General features: G+C 45.3%; 23 protein-coding genes, 2 tRNA genes and 1 pseudogene. 22 read left to right on the top strand and 4 right to left on the bottom strand.

Going from position 1 to position 26,157, the window contains the following annotated elements:
- Positions 1-3: 3 nt before the first annotated feature.
- The 14 genes and pseudogenes from glmM to vmrA all read left to right on the top strand — a co-directional run bounded on the left by glmM (position 4) and on the right by vmrA (position 14,403).
- Positions 4-1,344 (top strand): phosphoglucosamine mutase, encoded by a 1,341-nt coding sequence (gene glmM / locus OU793_RS00870; RefSeq protein ID WP_031847366.1) that lies wholly within the window; start codon positions 4-6, stop codon positions 1,342-1,344.
- 222 nt (positions 1,345-1,566) lie between these two features.
- Positions 1,567-1,905, top strand: coding sequence for a preprotein translocase subunit SecG (gene secG / locus OU793_RS00865; RefSeq protein ID WP_005481580.1), 339 nt, complete (start codon positions 1,567-1,569; stop codon positions 1,903-1,905).
- Positions 1,906-1,920: 15 nt separating this feature from the next.
- Positions 1,921-2,004, top strand: a tRNA-Leu gene (locus tag OU793_RS00860).
- Positions 2,005-2,060: 56 nt separating this feature from the next.
- Positions 2,061-2,137: transfer RNA gene (locus OU793_RS00855), tRNA-Met, on the top strand.
- A gap of 226 nt (positions 2,138-2,363) precedes the next feature.
- On the top strand, positions 2,364-2,819 hold the full coding sequence (gene rimP / locus OU793_RS00850; RefSeq protein WP_005456065.1) for a ribosome maturation factor RimP: 456 nt from the start codon (positions 2,364-2,366) through the stop codon (positions 2,817-2,819).
- Positions 2,820-2,855: 36 nt separating this feature from the next.
- Complete coding sequence (nusA, locus tag OU793_RS00845; RefSeq protein ID WP_005456069.1) at positions 2,856-4,343, top strand: transcription termination factor NusA; 1,488 nt, start codon at positions 2,856-2,858, stop codon at positions 4,341-4,343.
- A gap of 22 nt (positions 4,344-4,365) precedes the next feature.
- Positions 4,366-7,083: a translation initiation factor IF-2 gene (infB, locus tag OU793_RS00840; protein WP_005481598.1), complete on the top strand. Its 2,718-nt coding sequence runs from the start codon at positions 4,366-4,368 to the stop codon at positions 7,081-7,083.
- A 114-nt stretch (positions 7,084-7,197) separates the two neighbouring features.
- Positions 7,198-7,593, top strand: a complete 396-nt coding sequence (gene rbfA / locus OU793_RS00835; RefSeq protein ID WP_005456060.1) for a 30S ribosome-binding factor RbfA — start codon at positions 7,198-7,200, stop codon at positions 7,591-7,593.
- Positions 7,593-8,537, top strand: a complete 945-nt coding sequence (truB, locus tag OU793_RS00830; protein WP_025506893.1) for a tRNA pseudouridine(55) synthase TruB — start codon at positions 7,593-7,595, stop codon at positions 8,535-8,537. Before rbfA ends, truB begins: the two co-directional genes overlap by 1 nt.
- A 150-nt stretch (positions 8,538-8,687) precedes the next feature.
- Positions 8,688-8,957: a 30S ribosomal protein S15 gene (rpsO, locus tag OU793_RS00825; protein ID WP_005456110.1), complete on the top strand. Its 270-nt coding sequence runs from the start codon at positions 8,688-8,690 to the stop codon at positions 8,955-8,957.
- Positions 8,958-9,265: 308 nt separating this feature from the next.
- The gene (pnp, locus tag OU793_RS00820; protein ID WP_005456067.1) at positions 9,266-11,401 is read left to right on the top strand and encodes a polyribonucleotide nucleotidyltransferase; all 2,136 of its coding nucleotides are present in this window, start codon (positions 9,266-9,268) and stop codon (positions 11,399-11,401) included.
- A 180-nt stretch (positions 11,402-11,581) separates the two neighbouring features.
- Positions 11,582-12,502 (top strand): lipoprotein NlpI, encoded by a 921-nt coding sequence (gene nlpI / locus OU793_RS00815; protein ID WP_140103136.1) that lies wholly within the window; start codon positions 11,582-11,584, stop codon positions 12,500-12,502.
- Positions 12,503-12,599: 97 nt separating this feature from the next.
- On the top strand, positions 12,600-13,013 hold the full coding sequence (locus OU793_RS00810; RefSeq protein ID WP_024702430.1) for a MarR family winged helix-turn-helix transcriptional regulator: 414 nt from the start codon (positions 12,600-12,602) through the stop codon (positions 13,011-13,013).
- A 57-nt stretch (positions 13,014-13,070) separates the two neighbouring features.
- Positions 13,071-14,403, top strand: a pseudogene (gene vmrA / locus OU793_RS00805) (sodium-coupled multidrug efflux MATE transporter VmrA).
- A 53-nt stretch (positions 14,404-14,456) separates the two neighbouring features.
- On the opposite strand, the gene OU793_RS00800 reads toward vmrA, so the two are convergent.
- The 3 genes from OU793_RS00800 to OU793_RS00790 form a co-directional block, all read right to left on the bottom strand.
- Entirely contained in the window at positions 14,457-15,335 is an 879-nt protein-coding gene (locus OU793_RS00800) for a U32 family peptidase (protein ID WP_029844003.1), read from the bottom strand.
- Positions 15,336-15,355: 20 nt separating this feature from the next.
- Entirely contained in the window at positions 15,356-16,369 is a 1,014-nt protein-coding gene (locus tag OU793_RS00795; protein WP_005456088.1) for a peptidase U32 family protein, read from the bottom strand.
- Positions 16,370-16,518: 149 nt separating this feature from the next.
- Entirely contained in the window at positions 16,519-18,558 is a 2,040-nt protein-coding gene (locus OU793_RS00790; protein WP_140103135.1) for a bifunctional diguanylate cyclase/phosphodiesterase, read from the bottom strand.
- Positions 18,559-18,924: 366 nt separating this feature from the next.
- On the opposite strand from OU793_RS00790, the gene OU793_RS00785 reads away from it, so the two are divergent.
- Together OU793_RS00785 and OU793_RS00780 are read left to right on the top strand one after the other, a co-directional pair.
- A complete protein-coding gene (locus OU793_RS00785) occupies positions 18,925-19,452 on the top strand; it encodes an SCP2 domain-containing protein (RefSeq protein ID WP_164885535.1) in 528 nt (175 codons plus the stop codon).
- Positions 19,436-19,939: a GNAT family N-acetyltransferase gene (locus OU793_RS00780; RefSeq protein WP_140103134.1), complete on the top strand. Its 504-nt coding sequence runs from the start codon at positions 19,436-19,438 to the stop codon at positions 19,937-19,939. The genes OU793_RS00785 and OU793_RS00780 overlap by 17 nt, the downstream gene beginning before the upstream one ends.
- Positions 19,940-20,006: 67 nt before the next feature.
- On the opposite strand, the gene OU793_RS00775 is transcribed toward OU793_RS00780, so the two are convergent.
- Positions 20,007-20,456, bottom strand: a complete 450-nt coding sequence (locus tag OU793_RS00775; RefSeq protein ID WP_005456073.1) for a hypothetical protein — start codon at positions 20,454-20,456, stop codon at positions 20,007-20,009.
- Between the two features lie 51 nt (positions 20,457-20,507).
- On the opposite strand from OU793_RS00775, the gene OU793_RS00770 reads away from it, so the two are divergent.
- The 6 genes from OU793_RS00770 to OU793_RS00745 all read left to right on the top strand — a co-directional run bounded on the left by OU793_RS00770 (position 20,508) and on the right by OU793_RS00745 (position 25,668).
- Positions 20,508-20,906, top strand: coding sequence for a DNA polymerase III subunit psi (locus tag OU793_RS00770; RefSeq protein ID WP_005456107.1), 399 nt, complete (start codon positions 20,508-20,510; stop codon positions 20,904-20,906).
- Between the two features lie 65 nt (positions 20,907-20,971).
- Complete coding sequence (rimI, locus tag OU793_RS00765) at positions 20,972-21,427, top strand: ribosomal protein S18-alanine N-acetyltransferase (protein WP_005494078.1); 456 nt, start codon at positions 20,972-20,974, stop codon at positions 21,425-21,427.
- Positions 21,428-21,548: 121 nt separating this feature from the next.
- On the top strand, positions 21,549-23,138 hold the full coding sequence (gene prfC, locus OU793_RS00760) for a peptide chain release factor 3 (protein WP_005456063.1): 1,590 nt from the start codon (positions 21,549-21,551) through the stop codon (positions 23,136-23,138).
- An 84-nt stretch (positions 23,139-23,222) separates the two neighbouring features.
- On the top strand, positions 23,223-23,420 hold the full coding sequence (locus OU793_RS00755; RefSeq protein ID WP_005456108.1) for a DUF5363 family protein: 198 nt from the start codon (positions 23,223-23,225) through the stop codon (positions 23,418-23,420).
- Positions 23,407-24,180, top strand: coding sequence for a TatD family hydrolase (locus OU793_RS00750; RefSeq protein ID WP_140103133.1), 774 nt, complete (start codon positions 23,407-23,409; stop codon positions 24,178-24,180). The genes OU793_RS00755 and OU793_RS00750 overlap by 14 nt, the downstream gene beginning before the upstream one ends.
- 204 nt (positions 24,181-24,384) lie before the next feature.
- Positions 24,385-25,668, top strand: coding sequence for a NupC/NupG family nucleoside CNT transporter (locus tag OU793_RS00745; RefSeq protein WP_005456066.1), 1,284 nt, complete (start codon positions 24,385-24,387; stop codon positions 25,666-25,668).
- Positions 25,669-26,157: the final 489 nt, after the last annotated feature.

Here is a 26,157-nt window from a genome sequence, read left to right as displayed (position 1 = left end):
TTTATGTCGAATAAAAGACGTTACTTTGGTACGGACGGTGTACGCGGTACAGTTGGACAGTACCCAATCACTCCAGACTTCGTACTTAAGCTTGGCTGGGCTGCTGGTCGTGTGCTAGCAAAACAAGGCACAAAGAAAGTTATTATTGGTAAAGATACTCGTATCTCTGGCTACATGCTTGAATCTGCACTAGAAGCAGGTCTTGCTGCCGCAGGTCTGAAAGCAACCTTCACAGGTCCAATGCCGACACCTGCTGTCGCTTACTTAACGCAAACTTTCCGCGCAGAAGCTGGCATTGTGATTTCTGCATCGCATAACCCATATTACGACAACGGTATTAAATTCTTCTCATCTGAGGGTACAAAATTGCCTGATGATATCGAGCTTGCTATCGAAGCTGAATTGGACAAAGACATTGAATGTGTTGAGTCTTCTGAATTGGGCAAAGCGACTCGTTTAAATGATGCTGCAGGTCGTTACATCGAGTTCTGTAAAAGCACATTCCCATCGACACTAAGTCTCTCTAACTTAAAGATCGTCGTTGATTGCGCTCATGGTGCTACCTACCATATTGCTCCAAATGTCTTCAAAGAACTTGGTGCAGATGTAATCGCGATGGGTGTTGAGCCAAATGGTATCAACATCAATGAAGAAGTCGGTGCTACAGACGTTCGCGCGCTACAAAAACGCGTTGTAGAAGAGCAAGCTCATCTTGGTCTTGCATTTGATGGTGACGGCGACCGTATCATCATGGTTGACCATTTAGGTAATAAAGTCGATGGTGACCAAATTGCTTACATCATCGCACGTGATGCTCTGCGTCGTGGTGAACTAAAAGGTGGCGTGGTTGGTACATTGATGACTAACCTAGGTATGGAAAATGGCCTGAAGCAATTAGGTATTCCATTTGTTCGTGCTGCTGTCGGTGACCGCTATGTAATGGAGCAATTGCTGGCTAAAGGCTGGAAGATCGGTGCCGAAAACTCTGGTCACGTTATCTTGCTAGATAAAGTAACAACGGGAGACGCGATTGTTGCTGCTCTACAAGTGCTTGCTTCTGTTGTTGGTAGTGATATGTCACTGCACGACTTGTCGCAAGGCATGACGCTTTACCCACAAGTTTTAGAAAATGTACGTTTCGCCGGTGAAAATAACCCTCTAGAAGCGCAAGCAGTACTGGCTGCTGTAGAAGAAGTTGAAGCTGAACTAGGCGATAAAGGTCGCGTTTTACTACGTAAATCAGGTACAGAGCCTTTGATTCGCGTAATGGTAGAAGGTGAAGATGCCGAGCTTGTTCAAAGCTCAGCGCTTAAGATTGCGGATGCAGTAAAAGCAAGTTGTTAATCATTGCTTTAACGTGTTTAAAGAAAGAAAAGGGCAAGTTTTGCCCTTTTTTTGAGCGCTTAACCCGCCGACATTGATTTTTTACTAATTTTCCCTTGTCAGCGTTACTGGCTTTCGCTAGTATTGCTCCGCCTCCCGTTAGGAGGTCGCTAGCCTTGTTCATTAACGATGTTTCGATATTGAACGGCGCTGGCTCAACAATTTGGAACATAGGTGGAAAAAATGTTTTCAGTTCTACTTGTGATTTACCTGTTGGCAGCGCTTGGTGTGATTGGCCTTGTGTTGATTCAACAAGGTAAAGGCGCAGATATGGGAGCCTCGTTCGGTGCTGGTGCTTCAAACACAGTGTTTGGTGCTAGTGGCTCAGGTAATTTCTTAACCCGAACAACTGCTATTTTAGCAACCGTATTTTTTGTCGTTAGCTTGCTACTTGGTCGTATGTCTACACACAAGACCGAGTCTCAATGGGTAGACCCAACATTAGGTCAACCAGTAGTTGAACAAGTTAAAGACGCAGCGAGTGAAGTTCCAGCACCTACTGGTGATGAAATTCCTCAATAAGCTGTAAGGTTTTGTGCCGAGATGGTGAAATTGGTAGACACGCTAGCATGAGGTGCTAGTGCCTTAGGTGTGAGGGTTCGAGTCCCTCTCTCGGCACCATGTATTTACAAACTTGTAAATCACTTGTTTGCGAGTATAATGCTCAGCAAGTCGGACGCGGGGTGGAGCAGCTTGGTAGCTCGTCGGGCTCATAACCCGAAGGTCGTCGGTTCAAATCCGGCCCCCGCAACCAATCTCCTTCTTTCAATAAAGAAGTGGCAGATTGGCAAGTTTGCGTAGTGCTAACCACACTACGAGTTAAGAAAAGTAATTTGACTATTCTTAACGTATCAGGGTCCAGCAGCATAAAACCCCGACTATCGGGGTTTTTTGTTATCTGAGTTTTTTAAATGACTCAGGTCACTGCTTGGTTTTTTGATTGGGCTCTGAGCCCTTTTTTTGTTTCTGGAGTGGTTTAAATGACTGGTTTAGAAAGACAACTTACTGAAATGCTTGAAGCGCCAGTAGAGGCATCAGGCTATGAGTTAGTTGGATTAGAATTCATTCGTGCTGGCGCGCACTCAACTTTACGCATCTACATCGACCATGAAAATGGTATTAACGTGGACGACTGTGCAGAAGTTAGCCACCAAGTAAGTGCAGTGTTAGACGTTGAAGATCCAATTTCTGTTGCTTACAGCCTAGAAGTGTCTTCTCCAGGTTTAGAAAGACCACTATTCAAAGCAGCACATTACGAGCAATTTATTGGTCACGAGGTCAGCATCGTTTTGAAAATGGCTGTAGCAAACCGTCGTAAGTGGAAAGGCATTATCCACGGCGTGGATGGCGAAACAGTGACAGTTACTGTTGAAGGTCAGCAAGAAGAGTTTGCTTTAAGTAACATTTCAAAAGCTAACCTGATCCCTAAATTTTAGGTCCCTAAAAAAGTTTAAGCTTAGAGGCTAAATACAATGAGTAAAGAAATTTTAGCGGTAGCAGAAGCGGTATCGAACGAAAAAGCGGTACCTCGTGAGCGTATCTTTGAAGCTCTTGAGATTGCTCTAGCAACTTCTACAAAGAAAAAGTACGAAATCGAAATCGACGTTCGTGTTGCTATTGACCGTAAAACTGGTGAGTTTGTAACTTACCGTCGTTGGTTGGTTGTTGACCAAGTAGAAAGCCCAACGAAAGAGATCTCTCTAGAAGCTGCTCAATATGAAGATGATTCAGTTGAGCTAGGCGATTACGTAGAAGATGAAATCGAATCAGTAACGTTTGACCGTATTACGACTCAAACGGCTAAGCAAGTTATTGTACAAAAAGTTCGTGAAGCTGAACGTGCACAAATCGTTGAGCAGTTTATCGACAACGAAGGTGATCTAATCACTGGTGTTGTTAAGAAGGTAAACCGCGACACAATCGTTCTTGACTTAGGTAACAACGCAGAAGCGGTAATCCTACGCGATGACCAACTTCCTCGTGAAAACTTCCGTCCAGGTGACCGTGTACGTGGTCTTCTGTACAAAGTCGCTCCAGAAGCGCGTGGTTTCCAATTGTTTATCACTCGTTCTAAGCCTGAAATGCTTGAAGAACTATTCCGTGTAGAAGTTCCAGAGATCGCTGAAGAAATCATCGAACTGAAAGGTGCTGCTCGTGATCCTGGTTCTCGCGCTAAGATCGCAGTGAAAACAAATGACAAACGTATTGACCCTGTTGGTGCGTGTGTTGGTATGCGTGGCGCACGTGTACAAGCTGTTTCTGGTGAGCTTGGTGGTGAGCGTATCGATATCGTGCTTTGGGATGATAACCCAGCGCAATTCGTTATCAACGCAATGGCTCCAGCAGACGTAGCTTCTATCATCGTGGATGAAGATGCACACTCAATGGACATCGCAGTTGAAGCCGACAACCTAGCACAGGCTATCGGTCGTAACGGTCAGAACGTACGTTTAGCATCTCAGCTAACGGGTTGGGAGCTGAACGTAATGACAGTTGCAGATCTTCAGAAGAAACACGCTGAAGAATCACAAGCGTCTATCGAAAACTTCATGAAGTACCTAGACATCGAAGAAGACTTTGCTCAGCTGCTTGTTGAAGAAGGCTTCTCTACTCTAGAAGAAATCGCATACGTTCCAGTTAACGAGCTTCTAGAAATCGACGGCCTAAACGAAGAGCTTGTAGAAGAGCTACGTGGTCGTGCGAAAGACGCGCTAACAACAATTGCATTAGCACAAGAAGAATCTTTTGAAGGTCTAGAGCCTGCAGACGATCTACTAGGTCTTGAAGGTCTAGAGCGCGAAATGGCATTCAAACTGGCAGCTAAAGGTGTAGCGACACTGGAAGATCTAGCTGACCAAGGCATTGACGATTTAGAAGGTATCGAAGGCCTGACCGAAGAACGTGCAGGTGAGCTAATTATGGCCGCACGTAACATCTGTTGGTTCGGCGAAGAAGCATAATTTCGGCAAGGAGGAAAGCGGCATGACACAATTAACAGTTAAAGCACTGAGTGATGAGATTGGTACGCCAGTCGACCGCTTGATTGAACAACTTGCTGACGCTGGCATGAAAAAGGCGAGCTCTGACAACGTAACTGATGAAGAGAAGCAAAAGCTTCTCTCTCATCTAAAGAAAGAACACGGTGATAAATCTGGTGATGCAGAGCCGACTCGCCTAACGCTTCAGCGTAAAACTCGTAGTACACTTAGTGTGAATGCGGGTGGTGGTAAGAGTAAGAATGTTCAGGTTGAGGTGCGCAAAAAACGTACATACGTGAAGCGTAGCACAATTGAAGATGAAGCTAAGCGCGAAGCAGAAGAAGTAGCAAAACGTGAAGCAGAAGAAGCAGCAAAACGCGTAGCAGAGGAAACTGCTAAGCGTGAAGCTGAAGAAGCTGCAAAACGTGAAGCTGAAGATGCTGTAAAACGTGAAGCGGAAGAAAAAGCGAAACGCGAAGCTGAAGAAAAAGCGAAGCGCGACGCAGATACGAATGCACAACGTAATGCTGAAGAAAAAGCAAAACGTGATGCTGAAGAGAAAATTAAGCAAGAAGCAGCGCGAAAAGAGGCCGACGAGCTTAAACGTCGTCAGGAAGAAGAAGCTAAGCGTAAGGCTGAAGAGGAAAGTCAGCGCAAGCTTGAGGAAGCTCGCGAATTGGCTGAAAAGAATAAAGAGCGTTGGTCTGCTGCAGAAGAGAAAAAGGGTGATATGGAAGATACAGATTACCATGTAACGACTTCACAATACGCACGTGAAGCCGAAGATGAAGCAGATCGCAAAGAAGAAGCCGGTCGTCGTAATAAGAAGAAGAAAAAACCTTCGACTAAAGACGAGCAGGCACGCAATAGCGGTCGTAGCCAACGTGGCGGTAAAGGCGGCCGTAAAGGTAAGCTAGCTAAACCAACATCAATGCAGCACGGCTTTGATAAGTCGGCGACTGTTGCTAAGCAAGATGTTGTGATTGGCGAAACAATTGTTCTTTCAGAACTTGCTAACAAGATGTCGGTTAAAGCGACAGAAGTTATCAAAGTGATGATGAAGATGGGCGCTATGGCGACTATCAACCAAGTGATCGACCAAGAAACAGCACAGCTTGTTGCTGAAGAAATGGGTCACAAAGTTGTTCTTCGTAAAGAGAACGAACTGGAAGAAGCAGTACTATCTGACCGTGATACTAATGCTGAATCAGTACCTCGTGCTCCAGTTGTAACGATCATGGGTCACGTTGACCACGGTAAAACGTCAACACTTGACTACATCCGTCGTACACACGTTGCTTCAGGCGAAGCGGGTGGTATTACACAGCACATCGGTGCTTACCACGTTGAAACTGAAAACGGTATGATCACGTTCCTTGATACTCCTGGACACGCGGCGTTTACTGCTATGCGTGCTCGTGGTGCTCAAGCGACAGATATCGTTGTTCTTGTAGTTGCAGCAGATGATGGCGTAATGCCACAAACAGTAGAAGCGATCCAGCACGCGAAAGCGGCAGGCGTTCCTTTGATTGTTGCTGTGAACAAGATCGATAAAGAAGATGCGAACCCAGACAACGTTAAGAATGAGCTAGCTCAATACGACGTAATCCCTGAAGAATGGGGCGGTGAGAACATGTTCGTTCACATCTCTGCAAAACAGGGTACAAACATTGATGGTCTGCTAGAAGCAATCCTTCTTCAATCTGAAGTTCTAGAACTTACAGCTGTGAAAGAAGGTATGGCGTCTGGTGTGGTAGTTGAATCTCGTCTTGATAAAGGTCGTGGTCCAGTTGCTACAGTACTAGTTCAATCTGGTACGCTACATAAAGGCGACATCGTACTTTGTGGTCAAGAGTACGGCCGTGTTCGTGCAATGCGCGACGAACTAGGTCAAGAAATCACAGAAGCAGGCCCGTCTATTCCTGTAGAGATCCTTGGTCTTTCAGGTGTGCCAGCTTCAGGTGACGAAGCTACTGTAGTACGTGATGAACGTAAAGCACGTGAAGTTGCTAACTACCGTGCTGGTAAGTTCCGTGAAGTGAAACTTGCTCGTCAGCAGAAATCTAAACTAGAGAACATGTTCTCTAATATGACTGCTGGTGAAGTTGCAGAGCTTAACGTTGTACTTAAAGCTGACGTTCAAGGTTCTGTAGAAGCTATCGCAGACTCACTACTGAAACTATCGACTGACGAAGTGAAAGTGAACATCGTTGGTTCTGGTGTTGGTGGTATTACTGAGACTGACGTAGTACTAGCAGAAGCTTCAAACGCAATCATTCTTGGCTTTAACGTACGTGCTGATGCATCTGCTCGTCGTGCAGTTGAAGCCGCAGCAGTTGACCTACGTTACTACTCAATCATTTACCAATTGATTGACGAAGTGAAACAGGCAATGGGCGGTATGCTTGCTCCAGAATTCAAGCAAGAGATCATTGGTCTTGCTGAAGTTCGTGACGTGTTTAAGTCACCGAAACTGGGCGCAATCGCTGGCTGTATGGTTACTGAAGGTCTAATTAAGCGCAACAACCCTATCCGTGTTCTACGTGATAACGTTGTTATTTACGAAGGTGAACTAGAGTCACTACGTCGCTTTAAAGATGACGTTCAAGAAGTTAAGAATGGCTACGAATGTGGTATCGGCGTTAAGAACTACAATGACGTTCGCGTTGGTGACCAAATCGAAGTATTCGAAATCGTTGAAATTCAACGTACTCTAGACTAATTGACTAAAATTACTCATATTATCTTTGATAGATAAGTAGTAATTGGTTGTTGAATACACCATGGGGGGCTGGCTTTGACCAACCCCCCATTCTTTCTATATAAGAGAAAAGATATGTCAAAAGAATTTAGCCGCACGCAGCGTGTTGCACAGCAGCTGCAAAAAGAATTAGCAATGATCCTTCAACGTGAAGTTCGTGACTCTCGCCTTGGCATGGTGACGATCTCAGACGTAGAAGTCTCTCGTGACCTTGCTTACGCAAAAGTGTTCGTGACTTTCCTATGTGTAGGTGAGCAAACACCAGAATCATGCCTAGCGGCACTACGTGAGCATGAAGTTCACATTCGCATGATGCTTGGTAAGCGTATTCGTCTGCGTCTAACTCCAGAAATCCGCTTCTACTACGACAACACGCTTGTAGAAGGTATGCGTATGTCTAACCTAGTAACCGAAGTGGTTAACTCAGACAAGCAGAAGCAAAAGAACTCTGGCCGTGAGGACGAAGAATAATGGCTCGTCGTCGTAAAGGTCGTCCAATTAATGGTGTTATCTTGTTGGATAAACCAACAGGTATCTCTTCCAATGATGCACTGCAAAAAGTAAAGCGAATCTACTTTGCTGAGAAAGCGGGTCACACTGGTGCGTTGGACCCACTAGCGACGGGTATGTTGCCGATCTGTTTAGGTGAAGCAACCAAGTTTTCTCAGTTCCTACTGGATTCAGACAAACGCTATCGCGTGATCGCGAAACTTGGCGAACGTACTAACACTTCAGACTCTGATGGTGAAGTGGTAGAAACGCGACCAGTAGATGTGACTCTCGAGAAACTAGAAGCGAGTATCGAGAAGTTCCGTGGCGAATCTGACCAAGTGCCTTCGATGTTTTCTGCTTTGAAATACCAAGGCAAACCTCTGTACGAGTACGCTCGTAAAGGTATCGAAGTTCCACGTGAGTCTCGTAAAATCACCGTTTACGAAATCGTTCTTCACCGTTTTGAAGGTGATGAAGTTGAGATGGAGGTGCACTGTTCAAAAGGCACTTACATTCGTACTATCGTCGATGACTTGGGCGAAATGCTCGGTTGTGGTGCTCACGTAACGATGCTGCGCCGCACAGCTGTAGCCAAGTACCCTTACGAGAAAATGGTGACTCTTGAGCAGCTTAATGAGCTACTTGAGCAAGCTCATCGTGAAGAAATCGCTCCTCGCGAGTTGCTCGATCCATTGCTTATGCCAATGGACACTGCAGTTGAAGACTTACCTGAAGTAAACCTAATTCCTGAATTAGCAGATATGGTTCAGCATGGCCAACCGGTTCAAGTATTAGGTGCACCAGAGCAGGGGTCTCTGCGCCTGACTATGGGCGAAGAGCGTTTGTTCATCGGTGTTGGTGAAATGAACGATGATGGTAAGATCGCACCAAAACGTTTAGTCGTTTTCCGCGACGAAGAGTAATCTCTATCTCACTTGAAAAATACCGGCATTTAGGCCGGTATTTTTATATTGCGCCTATAAGCAAACTTCCTTATAATTCGCGCTTCTCGTGTCGGCTGAATCAGAGATTGGCTGGCACAAACATTAACTTACTCTTATTAGGAGAGAATTATGTCTCTGAATGCAGAAACTAAAGCAGCAATCGTTGCAGAATACGCACAATCTGAAGGCGACACTGGTTCACCAGAAGTTCAAGTAGCTCTACTTACAGCTTCTATCAACCACCTACAAGGTCACTTCAAAGCTCACAAAGGCGATCACCACAGCCGTCGTGGTCTTCTACGTATGGTTTCTCGCCGTCGTAAGCTTCTAGATTACCTAAAAGGTAAAGATCTAGCTCGCTACCAAGACCTAATCAAGCGTCTAGGCCTACGTCGCTAATAAGTCTTGCCCCTAATTTATTTTTTGACTGCTATAGCTTAGCCAAATCATCCTTAAGCCGTTATAATACTGGCGGCTTAATCTTTTGATACCGTTCTAGATGAGTGATTAGTCGCTGTTTAGTCTGGTATATTAGATTTTTATTAAACTCATAGCATTACAGTCAACCTCGTCGACCAAAAGGTCGCGGCTATTAAAAAGAAATTTAGGTAAGTTTCTTTTCACTAGTCGCGATTCGTAATGCCTTGAGTGTTTATTAACACACCTAAGCGGCTATTTATCGGTGCGCTTAGAAACAAGGAATAACAATGTTCGAAAAACCAGTTGTTAAAACGTTCCAGTACGGTAACCACACGGTTACTCTAGAAACTGGCGTTATCGCACGTCAAGCTACAGCAGCAGTTATGGTTACAATGGACGATACAGCAGTATTCGTTTCAGTTGTTGGTAAAAAAGAAGCAGTAGCGGGTCAAGATTTCTTCCCACTAACTGTAAACTACCAAGAGCGTACTTACGCTGCAGGTAAAATCCCAGGTGGCTTCTTCAAACGTGAAGGTCGTCCATCTGAAGGCGAAACGCTAACTGCTCGTCTAATCGACCGTCCAATCCGTCCACTATTCCCGGACGCGTTCAAAAATGAAGTGCAAGTTATTGCAACGGTTGTATCTGTAAACCCAGACGTTCAACCAGATATCCCAACAATGATTGGTACATCTGCGGCTCTTGCTATCTCTGGTATTCCATTCAATGGTCCTATCGGTGCAGCACGTGTTGGTCACATCGATGGTCAGCTAGTTCTTAACCCTAGCCAAACTGAGCTAAACGCATCGCGTCTAGATCTAGTGGTTGCAGGTACAGAGTCTGCGGTACTAATGGTTGAGTCAGAAGCTGACAACCTAACTGAAGAAGAAATGCTAGCAGCAGTTGTGTTCGGTCACGATCAACAGCAAGTTGTAATCAACGCTATCAACGAGTTCAAAGCTGAAGTTGCTACTCCAGCTTGGGATTGGGTTGCTCCAGAAGAAAATACAGCACTTAAGACTAAGATTGCTGAACTTGCTGAAGCTAAGCTTGTTGAGGCTTACCAAATCACTGAGAAAATGGCTCGTTACGACCGCATCCATGAGATTGCAGCAGAAGTAAACGAAGCACTGCTTGCTCAAGATCCTGAAGCGGATACTAAAGAAATCCACACAATCTTCCACGATCTAGAGAAGACTGTTGTGCGTCGTAGCATCATCGCGGGTAACCCTCGTATCGATGGTCGTGAGAAAGACATGGTTCGTGCGCTAGACGTACGCACTGGTGTTCTTCCACGTACACACGGCTCTGCGCTATTCACTCGTGGTGAAACTCAGGCTCTAGTGACAGCTACTCTAGGTACTCAACGTGATGCACAAATCATCGATGAGCTAACTGGTGAGCGTAAAGATCACTTCCTACTACACTACAACTTCCCTCCATACTGTGTGGGTGAGACTGGTTTCGTAGGTTCTCCTAAGCGTCGTGAAATCGGCCACGGTAAACTGGCTAAGCGTGGTATTGCAGCTGTAATGCCATCTGTTGACGAGTTCCCATACACAGTTCGCGTTGTATCAGAAATCACGGAATCTAACGGTTCATCTTCAATGGCGTCTGTATGTGGTACATCTCTAGCACTTATGGATGCTGGTGTGCCAATCAAAGCATCTGTTGCGGGTATCGCGATGGGTCTTGTGAAAGAAGGCGATGACTTTGTTGTTCTTTCTGACATCCTTGGCGACGAAGACCACCTAGGTGACATGGACTTTAAAGTAGCAGGTACTAGCACTGGTGTTACTGCACTTCAAATGGACATCAAGATCGAAGGTATCACTAAAGAGATCATGCAAATTGCGCTTAACCAAGCACAAGGCGCACGTAAGCACATCCTATCTGTAATGGATGAAGCGCTTGCTGGTGCTCGTGACGATATCTCTGAGTTCGCTCCGCGTATCCACACAATGAAGATCAGCGCAGAGAAGATCAAAGACGTTATCGGTAAAGGTGGTGCAGTTATCCGTGCTCTAACTGAAGAGACTGGTACAACTATCGAAATCGAAGACGACGGTACAATCAAGATTGCAGCAACTGAAGGTGCAGCAGCGAAAGAAGCTATCCGCCGTATCGAAGAGATCACTGCTGAAGTTGAAGTAGGCCGTATCTACACTGGTAAAGTGGCTCGTCTAGCTGACTTTGGTGCGTTTGTAACGGTTCTACCAGGTAAAGATGGTCTAGTACACATTTCTCAAATCGCTGAAAAACGCGTTGAGAAAGTGTCTGACTACCTAACTGAAGGTCAAGAAGTTCAAGTTAAAGTTCTTGAAATCGACCGTCAAGGCCGTGTACGTCTAAGCATGAAAGAAGCGGTAGAGAAGCCTGCTGAAGAAGCGGCTGCAGAAGCACCAGCAGCGAAAGAAGAGTAATCTGAAACTCGCCTTTCGGTCTTTTATTAGCTTAAGAGCCTGAAAGCATGCTATAAAGGGGAGCATTTTCGCTCCCTTTTTTTTGGCCTGTTTCGAGGAGTTTGACCTCAAATGAGGTTATTTATCCTATAGTGCATTAAGGAAACAGACCCAAGGCGGTCCAAACAGGAGTATCAATTAGTGAAATGGTTTCAAACCGCAAGTTTATGTGTTGCTATCGCGCTGACCGGTTGTGCAAATACTTCTCAGCATTCAGCTCTGAAGTGGCTTTACCCACCAATGGCTGTGCCTTTACAACCGAGCGTTCAACAAGAAGTTCAAATTGCGCGTTTATCACAACTACTGCAGCGCCCTGATCTCAGCGATGAAGTGCGTGCCAAAATGCACTATGAACGTGGTAATTACTACGACAGCGTTGGCTTGCGTGACCTTGCTCGTTTGGATTTCAACCAATCATTGCAGTTGAACCCAGCTCAGCCAGATATATTTAATCTTCTCGGCGTTTACTTTACTCAGGTTGGAGAGTTTGATGCGGCATACGAAGCATTTGATTCAACACTCGAACTTGCACCAGATAACTCTTACGCAGAGCGCAATCGGGCGATAGCGCTATACTACGGCGGTCGTATTGATTTGGCCTTGGAAGATATGACCAAGCATTATCAAGAGATGCCAAGCGATCCATTTCGCGCATTGTGGTTATACATCATTGAAGCGGATCAAAACCCTGAGCAAGCAAAAGCAAACCTTCAGCAGCGTTACCAACAAGATCGCAGTGAAGAATGGGGTTGGGTGTTAGTCGCTCTTATGCTGCGCGATGTTTCTGATGAAGCGGCTCTTGCTGCGATTATGGATGGGACGCGAGAAAACTATCGCCTTGCTCAGCGATTGACGGAAACCTATTTTTATCTCGGTAAACGTCATCAATTGGAAGGTGACATCGCCAGCGCGATTTCGTTGTATAAGCTCGCCATTTCGTTGAATGTGTACGAGTATGTTGAGCATCGTTACTCTTTCTTGGAGTTAGCACAAATTTATGACCAACTTCAGCAAGATAGGTTGGCCAAGCTAAAAGCCACCGAGCAACAAGAACAGCAATAATGATAAAGCCGCTTCCATAAGCGGCTTTTTTTACGCTTGATGATTGAGATAACTCGCTTTAGAATAGTTAGCCTTGCTAACTAATTGGTGAATCTTTATGGCTTTAGAAGAGAGTTTGATCGATTTGGAGCGTTTTTGCGCCAAAGCTTGGCGTGTTTACGCTAAAGAAGATCCATTGTCTCATCTTAGCTTTAACGAATTTGATTACTTACGCGTAATTCAGGTGTTTCCTGAAGGCGTTCGTATTACTGATCTTGCCGACGAGTTACAGGTAACCAAACCTTCTGCCTCCAATATGGTGGTGCGTTTAGAAAAGAAAGGGTTAGTGAAGCGTATTGCTTGCAATGAAGATGCTCGCGCAAAGCGTGTCTTATTGACGGAAGAGGTCGCTGAAAAAATGTCTTTAGAACAAATTGTTTATAAGGATATTTCGGATCAAATGATGCTAAAGCTAAACGAACAAGAAGCCAAACAATTGCAGTCGCTACTCAATAAAGCGCTTGGAAATTAATTCAAAAATTCATTTATTTAACTATTTAGTTAGCTTTGCTAACTATTGGTGAGAATCATGCAAAACTCCATTTATAAACAGTTTTGGAAATATACCATTCCAACTGTCGCAGCCATGTTGGTCAATGGGCTGTACCAAGTCGTCGACGGTTTACGTTGGCGCTGACGGATTGGCGGGCATCAATGTTGCTTGGCCAGTGATTGGTAGCATTCTGGGAATAGGGATGATGGTTGGTGTGGGAACGGGAGCCCTGACTTCCATCAAGCAAGGAGAGCAAGATCAACAAGGTGCGAAACGGGTCTTAACCACAGGCTTGCTATTTTTGTTGGCCCTGATGCCTATTGTCGCAACGATTCTATTTTTCTTTGCTGATGACTTTATTCGTTGGCAAGGCGCTCAGGGGCGAGTGTACGAGTTGGGCTTGCAATATCTCCAGATACTAATCGTCGCGTGTATTTTTTCACTTGGCTCTATTGCGGTTCCATTCTTGCTACGTAACGACAACAGCCCTAACTTAGCTACAATTTTGATGGTGATAGGTGCAATCATTAATATTGTGTTGGACTATGTTTTCATTGCTTGGATGAACTGGGAGCTAACAGGAGCGGCTATTGCGACCGCATTGGCACAGATGGTTGTCACCGTGCTAGGTGTGGGCTACTTCTTCTCTTCTAAAGCGAAGTTACGTCTAACATTTAGAGAGTTGAAAGTGCAATTGGATGCTATTCCTAAAATTGTGCTTATCGGGACATCCAGCTTTTTTATGTACGCTTATGGATCTACGATGGTAGCTCTGCACAACGCGTTATTCGCACAATACGGCAGCCCGCTTTTGATCGGCGCTTACGCCATTTTAGGCTATATCGTGACGGTCTATTATCTCGTGGCGGAAGGCATTGCCAATGGTATGCAGCCTTTGGTGAGCTACAACCATGGCGCACGAAATCAAGATAACATTCGTAAGTTGCTACAAATTGCTATGGGGACATCGGTTTTAGGTGGTGTTGTGTTCGTGGTATTGATGAACCTTTTCCCGTACCAGCTCGTATCCGTCTTTAATGACGCGGATCAGCAGCTTATCGAAAGTGCTGTGGTGGGAATTCGTCTCCACATGTTCGCACTGTTTCTGGATGGTTTCTTAGTGGTAGCAGGGGCTTACTATCAATCGGTCAACAAAGGCAGTAAGGCGATGTTTGTGACGGTAGGTAATATGCTTATTCAACTGCCGTTCTTGTTCATCATGCCAAAACTGTTGGGTGTGACAGGCATTTGGATTGCATTCCCGCTATCCAACATTGCGTTAAGTCTGGTTGTGATGAGTATGCTTTGGCGTGATATCAAAAAGTTGATGGTGGATAGGCCAGTAGAACCGAGCATCCAAGCGTCTTAAGTTGGTAGCAGAAAAGCGAGGCTAGTGCCTCGCTTTTTACTTTGTCGGAAGAGTTAAATGTTCTTCACTTCTAAGCCAGCCAATTGATGCCAGTAACCGTTGCATTGGCGGCTTGATAGTTTGTCTGGATTTGAGCCTTGCTCGTTAGAACGGAAGCGATCCAATTCTGAGAAGGTACTTACGCCTAATGGACTCAAGCGAACGACATCAACGAGTCCTTGCATGCTTGGCAGATCGTTGATCAGGTTGTAACAGTAGCCCGATTGCGTTTGGATGCCATTCAAGTTGAAGACTTCTTGCCCCTCTTGGCTGCTTACTTGGATACCGGTTGGGTATTTGATGCAGCAAGTTTCGCAATCATCCTTCGCTTTATTTTCTGCACGCGCCGTGAAGCAGCGAGCCGAGTAGGCTAATGGCAAATAGCCGTGGCTAAAGACTTCGACTTCGAATTTGTTACGAATCCCTAAGTCTTCACATTGTGTCAGAGTATCGTTTAGCCATTCACGAGATAGCTCAACCGGCATACACCAACGAGTCATCCCTTGTTTTAAAAACAGGTTCAAGGTGTGTGCGTTGTAAGTGTTAATTGCTGGGCCAACGACAAATGGGACTTTGTGTTCAGACGCCAGTTGAACTGCGGACACGTCATTTGCTTCAATCGCAAAGTCACCATTATCGATATACTTCTTCATGATATTGACTTCGCTTGGTGCTTCCAACAATGCCATGGTGGAAAGTACCACTTGCTTACCGGATGCCGACAGGTCTTTGGCAATATCGAACCAATGAGCAGGTTTCATCTCGCGACGTTTTGAACAAACGGTTTCACCCAAGTAGATAATGTCTGCCGAGCTTTCTTTCGCTTGTAAGTAAAATGCTTCGATATCTTGTTTTGGCCAAAAGTACAGCAGTGGGCCAAGTGCGTATTTCATTGAATTTTCCATCTTAACCTCTACTGCCATTTACGGTGGTATGCACCCAACGTGGTTTGCGTACCTTCAGAAACGTTCGCCAGGGCTGCATCCCAAGCTGCTTCGACTTGGTAAGCTTCTGGGTTTGCTTGGTAACGATCAATTGCTGCGCGCCAAGTGCGAGTAACTTGCTCTACATAGGCAGGGCTGCGTTGACGGCCTTCAATTTTTACCGACGCTACGTTTGCTGCAAACAGTTCAGGAAGCATAGAGAGAGTATTTAAACTGGTTGGTTCTTCCAGCGCGTGGTAACGTTTTTTCTCGCCTTCAATTTCAGCTTCAAAGCGGCCTTTACAAAGCGTTGGATAGCCTGCGTTTTCACCCGCGCAGTAACGGTCGATCAAAATGTTGTTTAATCGAGACTCCAAGCCTTGTTCAGTTTCTTGCCAGCGCACGTATTTCGCTGGAGAGCAGGCTCCGACCGTATTTGGTGATTCACCCGTCATGTAAGACGACAAGTAACAACGACCTTCAGACATGATGCACAGACTGCCAAACGCAAATACTTCCAGCTCGACATCACTGGTGATGTTGCGCGACAGTTGTTTTACCTGATGAATGGACAGCACGCGAGGCAATACCACACGTTTAACGTTGAAGTTTTGCTTGTAGAAATCAATCGCAGCTACGTTGGTAGCAGAAGCTTGCACGGAAAGGTGTAGCTCAAGCTCAGGGTATTTGCGAGCAGCGTACTCAAGAACAGCAATGTCAGCGACAATCAGTGCATCTACGCCCAATGCCGCTGCGTTATCGACGGCGTTCGTCCAGCGTTCAAAACCGTTTGGATGAGCAAAGGTATTGAGTGCAACGTGGATCTTTTTGTTGTGGTCATGCACATATTGCACGGCCTTTTCTAGTTTTTTACCGTTGAAGTTCAAACCAGCAAAGTGACGCGCGTTGGTATCGTCTTTGAAGCCGATGTACACGGCATCTGCACCGCAATCAATCGCGGTTTTTAGCGCAGGCAGGTTACCCGCAGGACACAAGAGTTCCATATGCTCACAATCATAGAGAAGGAAAAGGTGCCCGCATTTTATGAAGAATTATGAATAGCTAATTTGACCTAAGTTAGGTTTAGCTCAATAAACTCAATATTTACCCCTTGAGAGTAGGGGTAAAGGTTTGATTTGACGAAGTAGGGGGATCAGTTTTTGTGGCGGCGGTTTTGCACAAACAACTCTTCGATTTCATGTTTTGGCTGAGGTCGGTAGAAATGAAAACCTTGAATCGAGTTACATTGAAGGTTGGAAAGCAAAGTAGCTTGCTGATGCGTTTCTACGCCTTCTGCAACGACCGTTAATTCCAAAGATTTGCCCAAGTTGATGATGTTCTCGATGACGGTCACCTGTTTTGGCAGGGCATCAATGTCATTAATGAACGCACGGTCGATTTTTAGTTCATCAATCGGGAAACGAGCTAAATAAGACAGCGACGAGTACCCAGTACCAAAGTCGTCGATCGACAAAGCAAAGCCCAGCTTTTTAATCGCATTCAGCATTTGCAGCGTATGTTCGCTGTCACTCATCACCGCGCTTTCCGTTAGTTCAAACGTGATGCAACTTGGATCAAGTTCGGTTGTGCGCAGCAGCTTCTCCATAAAGTCGATCAACTGAGGGTTGCCAAACTGTTCTGGAGACAAGTTGATCGCGACGCGACCCGGCAAAATGCCTTGTTGCTTCCAGCGTTTTACGGTGTTGAATACATCACGCATCACCACGCGGCCAAGATGCTCAATCAAACCTGCTCGTTCCGCCACAGGAATAAATGATCCTGGGCTAATGTAGCCCTCAACCGGATGTTTCCAACGAACTAAAGCCTCTGCGCCATTGATACTGAAATCACGGGCGTTCACTTTGGGCTGATACCAAACTTCAAGACCATTTTGCTGCAGGGCTTTTTGCAGTTCGATTTCGAGCCACAAACGCATACGCGCTTCTTTGTTCATTTGGTCATTGAATTTGATCAGACGGTTTCGCCCGCGATCTTTGGCTTCGTACATTGCGGTATCGGCGTTTTGTAGCAAGATACGAGCATCCTGCCCATCTTCCGGATAGCGGACGCTACCGATTGAGCAAGCAAGACGTTTACTGAAGTGGTGCAGATCAAAAGGTTGGTTTATCAAAGAAATAATGCGATCTGATAACACTTCTGCCATGCGTGAGTTTTCTGGCTCAGGAAGAATGATGCCGAACTCATCACCGCCAAGATGGCCGATGATCGCTTGGTTTGGCAGCAGTCGTTTTAAACGCGCAGAAACTTCTTGGATGACTTTGTCACCGATGTGATGACCCAGCGAGTCATTAATGTTCTTAAAGTTATCGATATCGAGGTAAAACACCAATAGCGGTGTTTGGCTTTTGATCAGTTGTTCTAGGCGCTTGGTGAAACCAAATCGGTTATACAGTTTGGTTAAAGAGTCGATATGAGAATCTTCACTGGAGGCCGACGACAAGTGTTTTGGTGTGTCATCCGCATCTTGGATAAGAATAATTTGAGATTCACTGCCTAGAATTGCCGTCGAGTCCGCATGCAATTGGACTTTGCGCTCAAATCCGCAACGCGCGCTAGTCAGGCAAACAAACGGTTTGTCCGAAATAAGCGTGCAGAGTCGGTGACTGAAAACTTTTTTGGTGTTTTCGTCGATGAACAAGCGAGAGAGCTCTTCACCGAGCAGCTCGTGAGGGGAGTTAAGCCCAAGCAGACGAGCCGAAGCAGGGTTTGCTGAGATGATGATGTCATCTTCAATCAGCAGCAGGCCATCGGGCAATAATTGGGTCAGCTTGGCAAATTTGTTTTCGGCTTCTTCCAGAGAGCGGACAAGTATTTGCTTTTCGGAGGTGTCGACGGCGTGAAACACCACGAAACGTACCTCGTTACCTTCATACACTGGTGACAAACTAAAGTGAAGGCTGGTCTCTAAATCGGTTTCATCTAAGGTAATTTCAGCTTCGACATGCACGCCTTTGAATGCGCGTTGGTAGTAAGGTGCCAGCTTCTTATAAAACTGCTCACCTAGCACCTGGCAATCGTTTAACCCGATGATTTCTTCATGATTTAAGCCTGCAATATCACAATAGCGGTCACTCACCATTCGATAATTGTGTTTTTTATCAAGAATGGCAAAAAAGAAAGGGCTATTTGAGGTTAGCGTGGCAAACCAATGTTGTAATTGCTGGGAAGGCATTAGGGTATTACCGATCTCCAATGAGCCAGATTAATTCGTCCGTGTAATCAAAAGCGCTACCCTGGCGAACATGCCGCCGTGCTTCTCAAGCCTGCATAGTGAGTCATTTTTAAGTGGTTGACTCGGCTTTATTCTGTGACTTGATATCACGAGGATACGCTCGGATAACTATAACTTTGAAAATACGGTTATTAAAGCGTTTATCAAGCTGTTCGCATCAATAATACACGTAAGGTCAAAAAACGATACGTTAGTGGGCAATAAACCACCAACTGAAAACAAACAGTTTATTGATACATAACAGGTATCGCGGTGGTGCGATTGCGTAATATGAGCGACCTAATGACAAAGTAACGGATAATGAACGTGTTAAACAAGATTCGCAGTCAACTAGTAAAGAACGCAGCCAGCATTTTGCGTTCTCCAGTCCAGTTATTACCACAAACAGTTCAACAAAAAGCCTTGCTTGAAGGGCTGAAAATGGTATTCAAAGAAGCGTTAGAGGATGGCGACTTTGAATTCCTTGAAGACAAGTGGTTAAAAGTTGCGATTAAAGACTTGAACTTAGCATGGTACATCAGCTATCAAGATGAAAAATTAGTCGTCGCTGAAAAACCAGTTCAGGAAGATGTGAGTTTTAGTGGTAATCTAAACGACCTAGTACTGATTGCTGGTCGTAAAGAAGACCCTGATACACTGTTCTTCCAACGTCGCCTCTCAATTGAAGGTGACACTGAGCTTGGCTTAGAAGTGAAAAACTTGATGGACAGTGTCGACTTAGAGCAGTTACCAAAAGCAATGCAAGTAGCGCTGAACCAACTGGCTGACTTTGTCCAAAAAGGGGTTCAAGAGCCTGCACAACAACCCGGAGTAGCGAATGCTTATTCGAACTGAAGCCCCAGCTGACATTCTGACCATTGACCGCCTATTGAAACATGCGTTTCCAACCGATGCAGAAGCCAACTTGGTGATGCGTTTACGTGAAAACGGCAAGCTGACCTTGTCGCTGGTGGCGTGTACGGATGAAGGTGAGGTAATTGGCCATGCTTTATTTAGCCCAGTTACATTAAATGGTGAAGATTTGTCGTGGCAAGGGCTTGCACCATTGGCTGTTCATGAGAACTATCGCCGTCAAGGCATTGGTGCTGAACTCATTAAAGAAGGTTTCGAATCTTTGCGTGATTTCGGTTATCCAGTCTGTGTCGTGTTGGGTGAACCTGACTACTATGCACGACAAGGTTTCAATGCTGGTGAAGAGATGGGCTTTGAATGCGCTTGGGAAGTGCCTGAAGGTGCGTTTCGAGTAGCTGAACTCGTCGAGGGCCAATGTGCAGGACGTTCTGGACGTATTGATTACGCGCCTGAGTTCTCAGAGCTTTAAATACTGAAACAGCCCGCTGAAATAGCGGGCTGTTTGCTTTTCATCAGTCAATCGACAAGCATGATGTTTATTGAGCGTTTTTGGTTCTTTTTTTGCCCCAGATTTCGACTTTTGCTTTTTTGCTGACACCCAACACGTCGAGCTTCATATTTCCCCAACTGCTGTATTTCATTTCAAGGTGCTTAAGTTTCGCGTCCTCCGCTCCTGGTAGTGTCCAAGCTCGCGTTGACATTCCGTTGGTGAGCGTGCCCATTGATGTGAGTTTTTTCTCGCTGCCGTCGGTCATGGTGACTTTGATGTCTTTTAAATCGACGGTGCCTTGAATGCACTTTATTTTGATTTTACTGAAGTTACGGTTTTTGAGCAGACTATTTGGCGTAACGGTGTCTGTCTCCGTTTGGAAGTTGACGGTCTTGGTTGCGATCAGCTCCCAGTCATCATTATTGCTGCTCGCAAATGTGGAAAAACTGATGGTCGCTACCATCATCACAGTAAAGAGTGATTGGAAAAGCTTCATAACACCTCTGACTTTTTGATAGGATTGCCTCGTTCAAACAGGTGACGAAAAATGTCAATTAACGAGAAACAGTATTTACACGAAATGGGAATCACCTCGTGGGAGTTGATTCACCCAGAAAGGTTGGCAGGCTATCAACCGCCAACTATAGATTTGCCAAGTTCTTGCAAACTTCTGCTGGTCTCACCCATCTGTCCTACGAATGAGACAGCGATACTGTTCGAGAAGATACTTAAAAGTATGAAATTAACGCTTGAACAAGCCATGCATATCGAGCCTGAGCGCCTTGCAATGCTTGGTGAACATCAGTTGGAGTGGGTATGGTTTGCAGGCTGTGAAAGTAACAGTATGGAAAATGCTAAGCAGCTAACCTCGCCGTTATTGCAAGACATTGATGGCAACAATGAACAAAAACGCGCACTTTGGCAGCAAATTTGTTCTTACTCGTAACGTTTGTAAAAGATCGAATACCAAGCTCTATTGTGGCGCGGTATTTCGACCTAATAGGTTAAATCATGACGATTGAAATTCTCCCAATGTGCAGTGAGCATGTGGAGCAAGTTTGGCAAATTGAACAGCAAGCGCATTCTCACCCATGGGCAGAGTCGTTAGTGCGCGATTTGTCGAGTCGCGGTGCGTGCCATCACGTGATGGTCGAAGACGGCTCGGTAGTTGGCTACTTTTATGCACAAAATATTGTGGGTGAAGTGACGTTACTCAATATTGCGGTTGCCCCTGCTCTACAAGGAAAAGGCTACGGTCAAAAGTTATTGGATGCCTTTTTGAATCACTGTGAGCAAGCCAAAGCAGACAGCGCGTGGCTAGAAGTAAGAGAAAGTAACCATCCTGCGATTCATATTTATGAGCAAGCTGGTTTTAACGAAGTGGATCGTCGTTATGATTACTATCCTGCCAAAACAGGCAATGGAAAAGAAGACGCGATCATCATGAGTTATCTCTTCTTTAACTAGACGTACTACTCGGGAAGTTGCCCCTAAAGCAATAATAGGCGAGAATACCGCGCAAAATTGAATCTACAAAAAGCGTGTTTGCTTTTCAGCAGGCATTCAGACATCAAAGAAGACCAGTTTCATGTCAAATACACCTTTTCTAAGCGAAGTTTCTAAACGTAGAACGTTCGCTATTATTTCTCACCCGGATGCGGGTAAAACAACCATTACCGAAAAAGTCCTTTTATTCGGAAACGCGATCCAAAAAGCAGGTACTGTAAAAGGTCGTGGTAATGCACAGCACGCAAAATCTGACTGGATGGAAATGGAAAAGGAACGTGGTATCTCGGTAACCACTTCTGTGATGCAGTTCCCGTACAACGATTGCCTAGTAAACCTGCTTGATACTCCAGGACACGAGGACTTCTCGGAAGATACTTACCGTACTCTAACGGCAGTTGACTCGTGTTTGATGGTTATCGATGCGGCGAAAGGTGTCGAGGATCGTACTCGTAAGCTAATGGAAGTAACACGTCTGCGTGATACGCCAATCGTAACTTTCATGAACAAACTTGACCGTGACGTTCGTGATCCAATGGAAGTATTGGACGAAGTAGAAAACGAATTGGGTATGATGTGCGCGCCAATTACCTGGCCTATCGGCTGTGGTAAAGAATTTAAAGGTGTTTACCACATTCACCGTGACGAAACGATCCTTTATGAATCTGGCCACGGTCATGAAATTCAAGAAGTCCGCATCATCAAAGGTCTGGATAACCCAGAGCTTGATGAAAAAGTTGGTGAAAGCCTAGCGGCAAGCGTTCGTGAAGAGCTTGAGCTTGTAATGGGTGCATGTCCTGAGTTTGATAAAGAACTGTTCCTAACGGGTGAACTGACACCAGTTTATTTCGGTACCGCACTGGGTAACTTTGGTGTTGACCATATGCTAGACGGTCTGACTGAATGGGCGCCAGCGCCGAAAACGCGTCAAGCGGTTGAGCGTGATGTTGAAGCGACAGAAGATAAGTTCTCTGGCTTCGTATTCAAGATCCAAGCAAACATGGACCCTAAACACCGTGACCGTATCGCATTCATGCGTATCGTATCGGGTACTTACACTCAAGGTATGAAGATGAACCACGTTCGTCTAGGCAAACAAGTAAGTATCTCTGATGCGGTAACCTTCATGGCTGGTGACCGTTCACGAGCAGAACACGCTTACGCGGGTGACATCATTGGTCTGCATAACCACGGCACTATTCAAATTGGTGATACTTTCACGCAAGGTGAGTCACTGAAGTTCTCTGGTATTCCGAACTTTGCGCCTGAATTGTTCCGTCGTATTCGTTTGAAAGATCCATTGAAGCAGAAGCAGCTACTAAAAGGCTTGGTTCAGCTTTCTGAAGAAGGTGCGGTACAGGTATTCCGTCCATTGCAAAACAACGATCTGATCGTTGGTGCGGTAGGTGTGCTTCAGTTTGACGTGGTTGTGGCTCGCTTGAAGTCAGAATACAACGTTGAAGCAATCTACGAAGGCGTTAACGTAGCGACAGCTCGTTGGGTTGAGTGTGGCGATGCGAAGAAACTGGATGAGTTCCAGCGTAAGAACCAAGCGAACTTAGCATTGGATGGTGGTGACAACCTAACGTACATTGCCCCAACTATGGTTAACTTGAACCTTGCAAAAGAACGCTTCCCAGACGTTGAATTCCGTGCGACTCGAGAGCACTAATCAACCGCCGCGTTAAAGCAACTAGATTTTAAATCGCCCTTGGCTATAGACTTAGTCAAGGGCGTTTTTATATAAGGAAGAAAAATGAACTGGTTCAAACGTGGGTTAAAGCGTTACGACGATTGGTGCAAACAAATGGGATTAACGCCCGATCAAAAACGCAGCTGCGTCCCATATCGAAAAGATCCTGCCCATCAAAACGAAGAGAAGGGCGAAGCTCTGTCTTTTTCTGACTCTCCGTCTGCTGGCGTCGATAAAAAGTCTCAAGATGAAGTTCTTTGATACGCACTGCCACTTTGATTTTGATGTGTTTCAAGATGACTTTGCGCATCAACTTGAGCTTGCGAAAACGCAAGGCGTCGCAAGAATTCTGATTCCTTCCGTCGGCCCGCAAAATTGGGCTCGTATTCAAACGTTGGCAGAGCAACACGCCAATTTGTATTACGCGCTCGGTTTTCATCCGTATTTTCTAGAAGATAACGTTGAGCAGCACCTTTCAGAACTAGAACGCTATCTCAACCAAAAGTCGCCACAGTGTGTGGCAATCGGAGAGTGCGGACTAGACTTTGCAGTTAACGTAGATCCTGAGCTACAAGAAAGGGCGCTTGAAATTCAATTTGAGCTGGCAAGGCGTTTCAATCTTCCTGTCATTTTGCACAGCCGGAAAGCACACAATCGACTCATTCAAATGGTCAAAGCGGCGAAGTTACCTCGTGGTGGCGTTTTGCACGCGTTTGCTGGTAGTTATCAGCAGGGGATGGAGTGGGTCAGATTAGGTTTTTTCATCGGTGTTGGTGGAACCATTACCTATCCGAGAGCCCATAAAACTCGCGACGCAATTCAAAGATTACCACTCGAAAATCTGGTTATAGAAACAGATGCTCCAGATATGCCTATACTTGGTTATCAAGGGGAGCCGAATCACCCTGCCAAACTCATTCATGTATTCAATGAGCTCGCAGAGTTGCATAGTGCGCGAAAGCAATCGATTGCCACTCGGCTGTGGGAAAATAGCAATTTTGCTTTCTCTATCTGTGAATAAAATCTAAAGATGTAGTCTGAAATAGAAAACGTTTCCCTGCTTATTGTGAGATAACTCACAAAGGTGGGTGAATCAATGATGAATCTTATAAGAAAGTGTGAGGGTGGCATTACTTTAATTGATTCTGCGTGAGTATAATTGCCCCCGCTTTATAGCTCCATTTTGTAACACGCCAATAAATAACTTATAAGGAAGTCATAAACTATGAGCCTGTTTATGAGCCTAGTCGGTATGGTAGTGCTTCTTGCTATTGCATTTGCATTTTCTAATAACCGTAAAGCTATCAATCTAAGAACTGTGGGTGGCGCATTCGCTATCCAATTCGCATTAGGTGCATTCGTACTTTATGTACCTTGGGGCCGTGATCTACTGAACGGTTTCTCTACTGGTGTTTCTAACGTTATCAACTACGGTAACAATGGTTCATCGTTCCTATTCGGTGGTCTTGTTTCTGACAAGATGTTCGAAGTATTCGGCGGCGGCGGTTTCATCTTCGCTTTCCGTGTTCTTCCTACACTGATCTTCTTCTCAGCACTGATTTCAGTTCTTTACTACGTTGGCGTAATGCAGTGGGTTATCAAGATTCTTGGTGGTGCACTTCAAAAAGCGCTTGGTACTTCTCGTGCGGAATCAATGTCAGCAGCAGCTAACATCTTCGTAGGTCAAACTGAAGCACCTCTAGTAGTTCGTCCATTCGTTCCAAAAATGACTCAATCTGAGCTATTTGCGGTAATGTGTGGTGGTCTAGCTTCTGTAGCTGGTGGTGTACTAGCAGGTTACGCATCTATGGGTGTTCCTCTAGAGTACCTAGTAGCAGCATCATTCATGGCAGCACCAGGTGGTCTACTGTTCGCTAAGATTCTTCACCCAGAGACTGATCAGCCTCACGAAGATATCGAAGAAGCAATGGACGGTGGCGACGACAAACCAGCTAACGTAATCGACGCAGCAGCGGGCGGTGCGGCTTCTGGTCTACAACTTGCGCTAAACGTAGGTGCAATGCTAATCGCATTCGTTGGTCTGATTGCTCTAGTTAACGGTATGCTAGGTGGCATCGGTGGTTGGTTCGGTATGCCTGAGCTAACTCTAGAACTAATCCTAGGTTACGCATTCTCTCCACTAGCATTCCTAATCGGTGTTCCATGGAACGAAGCTGTTGTTGCTGGTTCATTCATCGGTCAGAAACTAGTTATCAACGAATTCGTTGCTTACTTGAACTTCACACCTTACCTAGGTGACAGCGCTCAAGTAGTAGCAGCAACTGGTGAAGTAATGTCTGAGAAGACAACAGCTATCATCTCATTCGCACTATGTGGCTTCGCGAACCTTTCTTCTATCGCGATCCTACTTGGTGGTCTAGGTAGCCTTGCACCAAACCGTCGTTCAGATATCGCTCGCATGGGTATCAAAGCAGTTCTTGCAGGTACGTTGTCTAACCTTATGGCAGCGACAATTGCAGGCTTCTGCCTAAGCCTTGCAGCATTTTAATTAGAATCGGTTCTTAATATATAGACGCCGTTTTAAACCATGCCCTGTAGCAAGAGATTGCTGCGGGGCATTTTTCGTTTTTCAGGACCAAAATTTTTACGCTGAGTAAACCCAAGGCATTGGTTTACGCAGCCAATGGAATAGCGGCTTGGAAATTTTGAGATACAAACCGTTTGCGCTCTATTTGGTGCTACAGTTTTGCGGTGAATATCTATAATGTAGTAATCACGAGATCATGGTTACGATAACCACTTAATCATAGAGTGAATATTACATACTCGATGGGCAAATGAATTGCCCTGCAATATCAGATCTAATAGGCGTTTCGCTGTGTGATGTGATATTAAAGACACCGCAATCATAGATTGTTGTGCCATAGGCCAAACTGGTACTGTGCGGTGACAAGGATAGCAATTGGCATATGAATTTTTCGCTGTATATGCCGAGTCTTCAGGGAACCAAGTCCGTTCATAAATAGACTGTTTAGCC

Source organism: Vibrio sp. VP6 (assembly GCF_028823755.1).
Classification (GTDB): Bacteria; Pseudomonadota; Gammaproteobacteria; order Enterobacterales; family Vibrionaceae; genus Vibrio; species Vibrio parahaemolyticus.
The sequence above is the reverse complement of the archived record's forward strand: the minus strand, read 5'-3'. Positions and strand labels throughout refer to the sequence as shown.

What these genes read in the sequence shown, in the direction of transcription:
- glmM (WP_031847366.1), top strand. Translation starts at nt 4, where the DNA reads ATGTCGAATAAAAGACGTTACTTTGGTACGGACGGTGTACGCGGTACA.
- secG (WP_005481580.1), top strand. Translation starts at nt 1,567, where the DNA reads ATGTTTTCAGTTCTACTTGTGATTTACCTGTTGGCAGCGCTTGGTGTG.
- rimP (WP_005456065.1), top strand. Translation starts at nt 2,364, where the DNA reads ATGACTGGTTTAGAAAGACAACTTACTGAAATGCTTGAAGCGCCAGTA.
- nusA (WP_005456069.1), top strand. Translation starts at nt 2,856, where the DNA reads ATGAGTAAAGAAATTTTAGCGGTAGCAGAAGCGGTATCGAACGAAAAA.
- infB (WP_005481598.1), top strand. Translation starts at nt 4,366, where the DNA reads ATGACACAATTAACAGTTAAAGCACTGAGTGATGAGATTGGTACGCCA.
- rbfA (WP_005456060.1), top strand. Translation starts at nt 7,198, where the DNA reads ATGTCAAAAGAATTTAGCCGCACGCAGCGTGTTGCACAGCAGCTGCAA.
- truB (WP_025506893.1), top strand. Translation starts at nt 7,593, where the DNA reads ATGGCTCGTCGTCGTAAAGGTCGTCCAATTAATGGTGTTATCTTGTTG.
- rpsO (WP_005456110.1), top strand. Translation starts at nt 8,688, where the DNA reads ATGTCTCTGAATGCAGAAACTAAAGCAGCAATCGTTGCAGAATACGCA.
- pnp (WP_005456067.1), top strand. Translation starts at nt 9,266, where the DNA reads ATGTTCGAAAAACCAGTTGTTAAAACGTTCCAGTACGGTAACCACACG.
- OU793_RS00810 (WP_024702430.1), top strand. Translation starts at nt 12,600, where the DNA reads ATGGCTTTAGAAGAGAGTTTGATCGATTTGGAGCGTTTTTGCGCCAAA.
- OU793_RS00800 (WP_029844003.1), bottom strand. Translation starts at nt 15,335, where the DNA reads ATGAAATACGCACTTGGCCCACTGCTGTACTTTTGGCCAAAACAAGAT.
- OU793_RS00795 (WP_005456088.1), bottom strand. Translation starts at nt 16,369, where the DNA reads ATGGAACTCTTGTGTCCTGCGGGTAACCTGCCTGCGCTAAAAACCGCG.
- OU793_RS00790 (WP_140103135.1), bottom strand. Translation starts at nt 18,558, where the DNA reads ATGCCTTCCCAGCAATTACAACATTGGTTTGCCACGCTAACCTCAAAT.
- OU793_RS00780 (WP_140103134.1), top strand. Translation starts at nt 19,436, where the DNA reads ATGCTTATTCGAACTGAAGCCCCAGCTGACATTCTGACCATTGACCGC.
- OU793_RS00775 (WP_005456073.1), bottom strand. Translation starts at nt 20,456, where the DNA reads ATGAAGCTTTTCCAATCACTCTTTACTGTGATGATGGTAGCGACCATC.
- OU793_RS00770 (WP_005456107.1), top strand. Translation starts at nt 20,508, where the DNA reads ATGTCAATTAACGAGAAACAGTATTTACACGAAATGGGAATCACCTCG.
- rimI (WP_005494078.1), top strand. Translation starts at nt 20,972, where the DNA reads ATGACGATTGAAATTCTCCCAATGTGCAGTGAGCATGTGGAGCAAGTT.
- prfC (WP_005456063.1), top strand. Translation starts at nt 21,549, where the DNA reads ATGTCAAATACACCTTTTCTAAGCGAAGTTTCTAAACGTAGAACGTTC.
- OU793_RS00755 (WP_005456108.1), top strand. Translation starts at nt 23,223, where the DNA reads ATGAACTGGTTCAAACGTGGGTTAAAGCGTTACGACGATTGGTGCAAA.
- OU793_RS00750 (WP_140103133.1), top strand. Translation starts at nt 23,407, where the DNA reads ATGAAGTTCTTTGATACGCACTGCCACTTTGATTTTGATGTGTTTCAA.
- OU793_RS00745 (WP_005456066.1), top strand. Translation starts at nt 24,385, where the DNA reads ATGAGCCTGTTTATGAGCCTAGTCGGTATGGTAGTGCTTCTTGCTATT.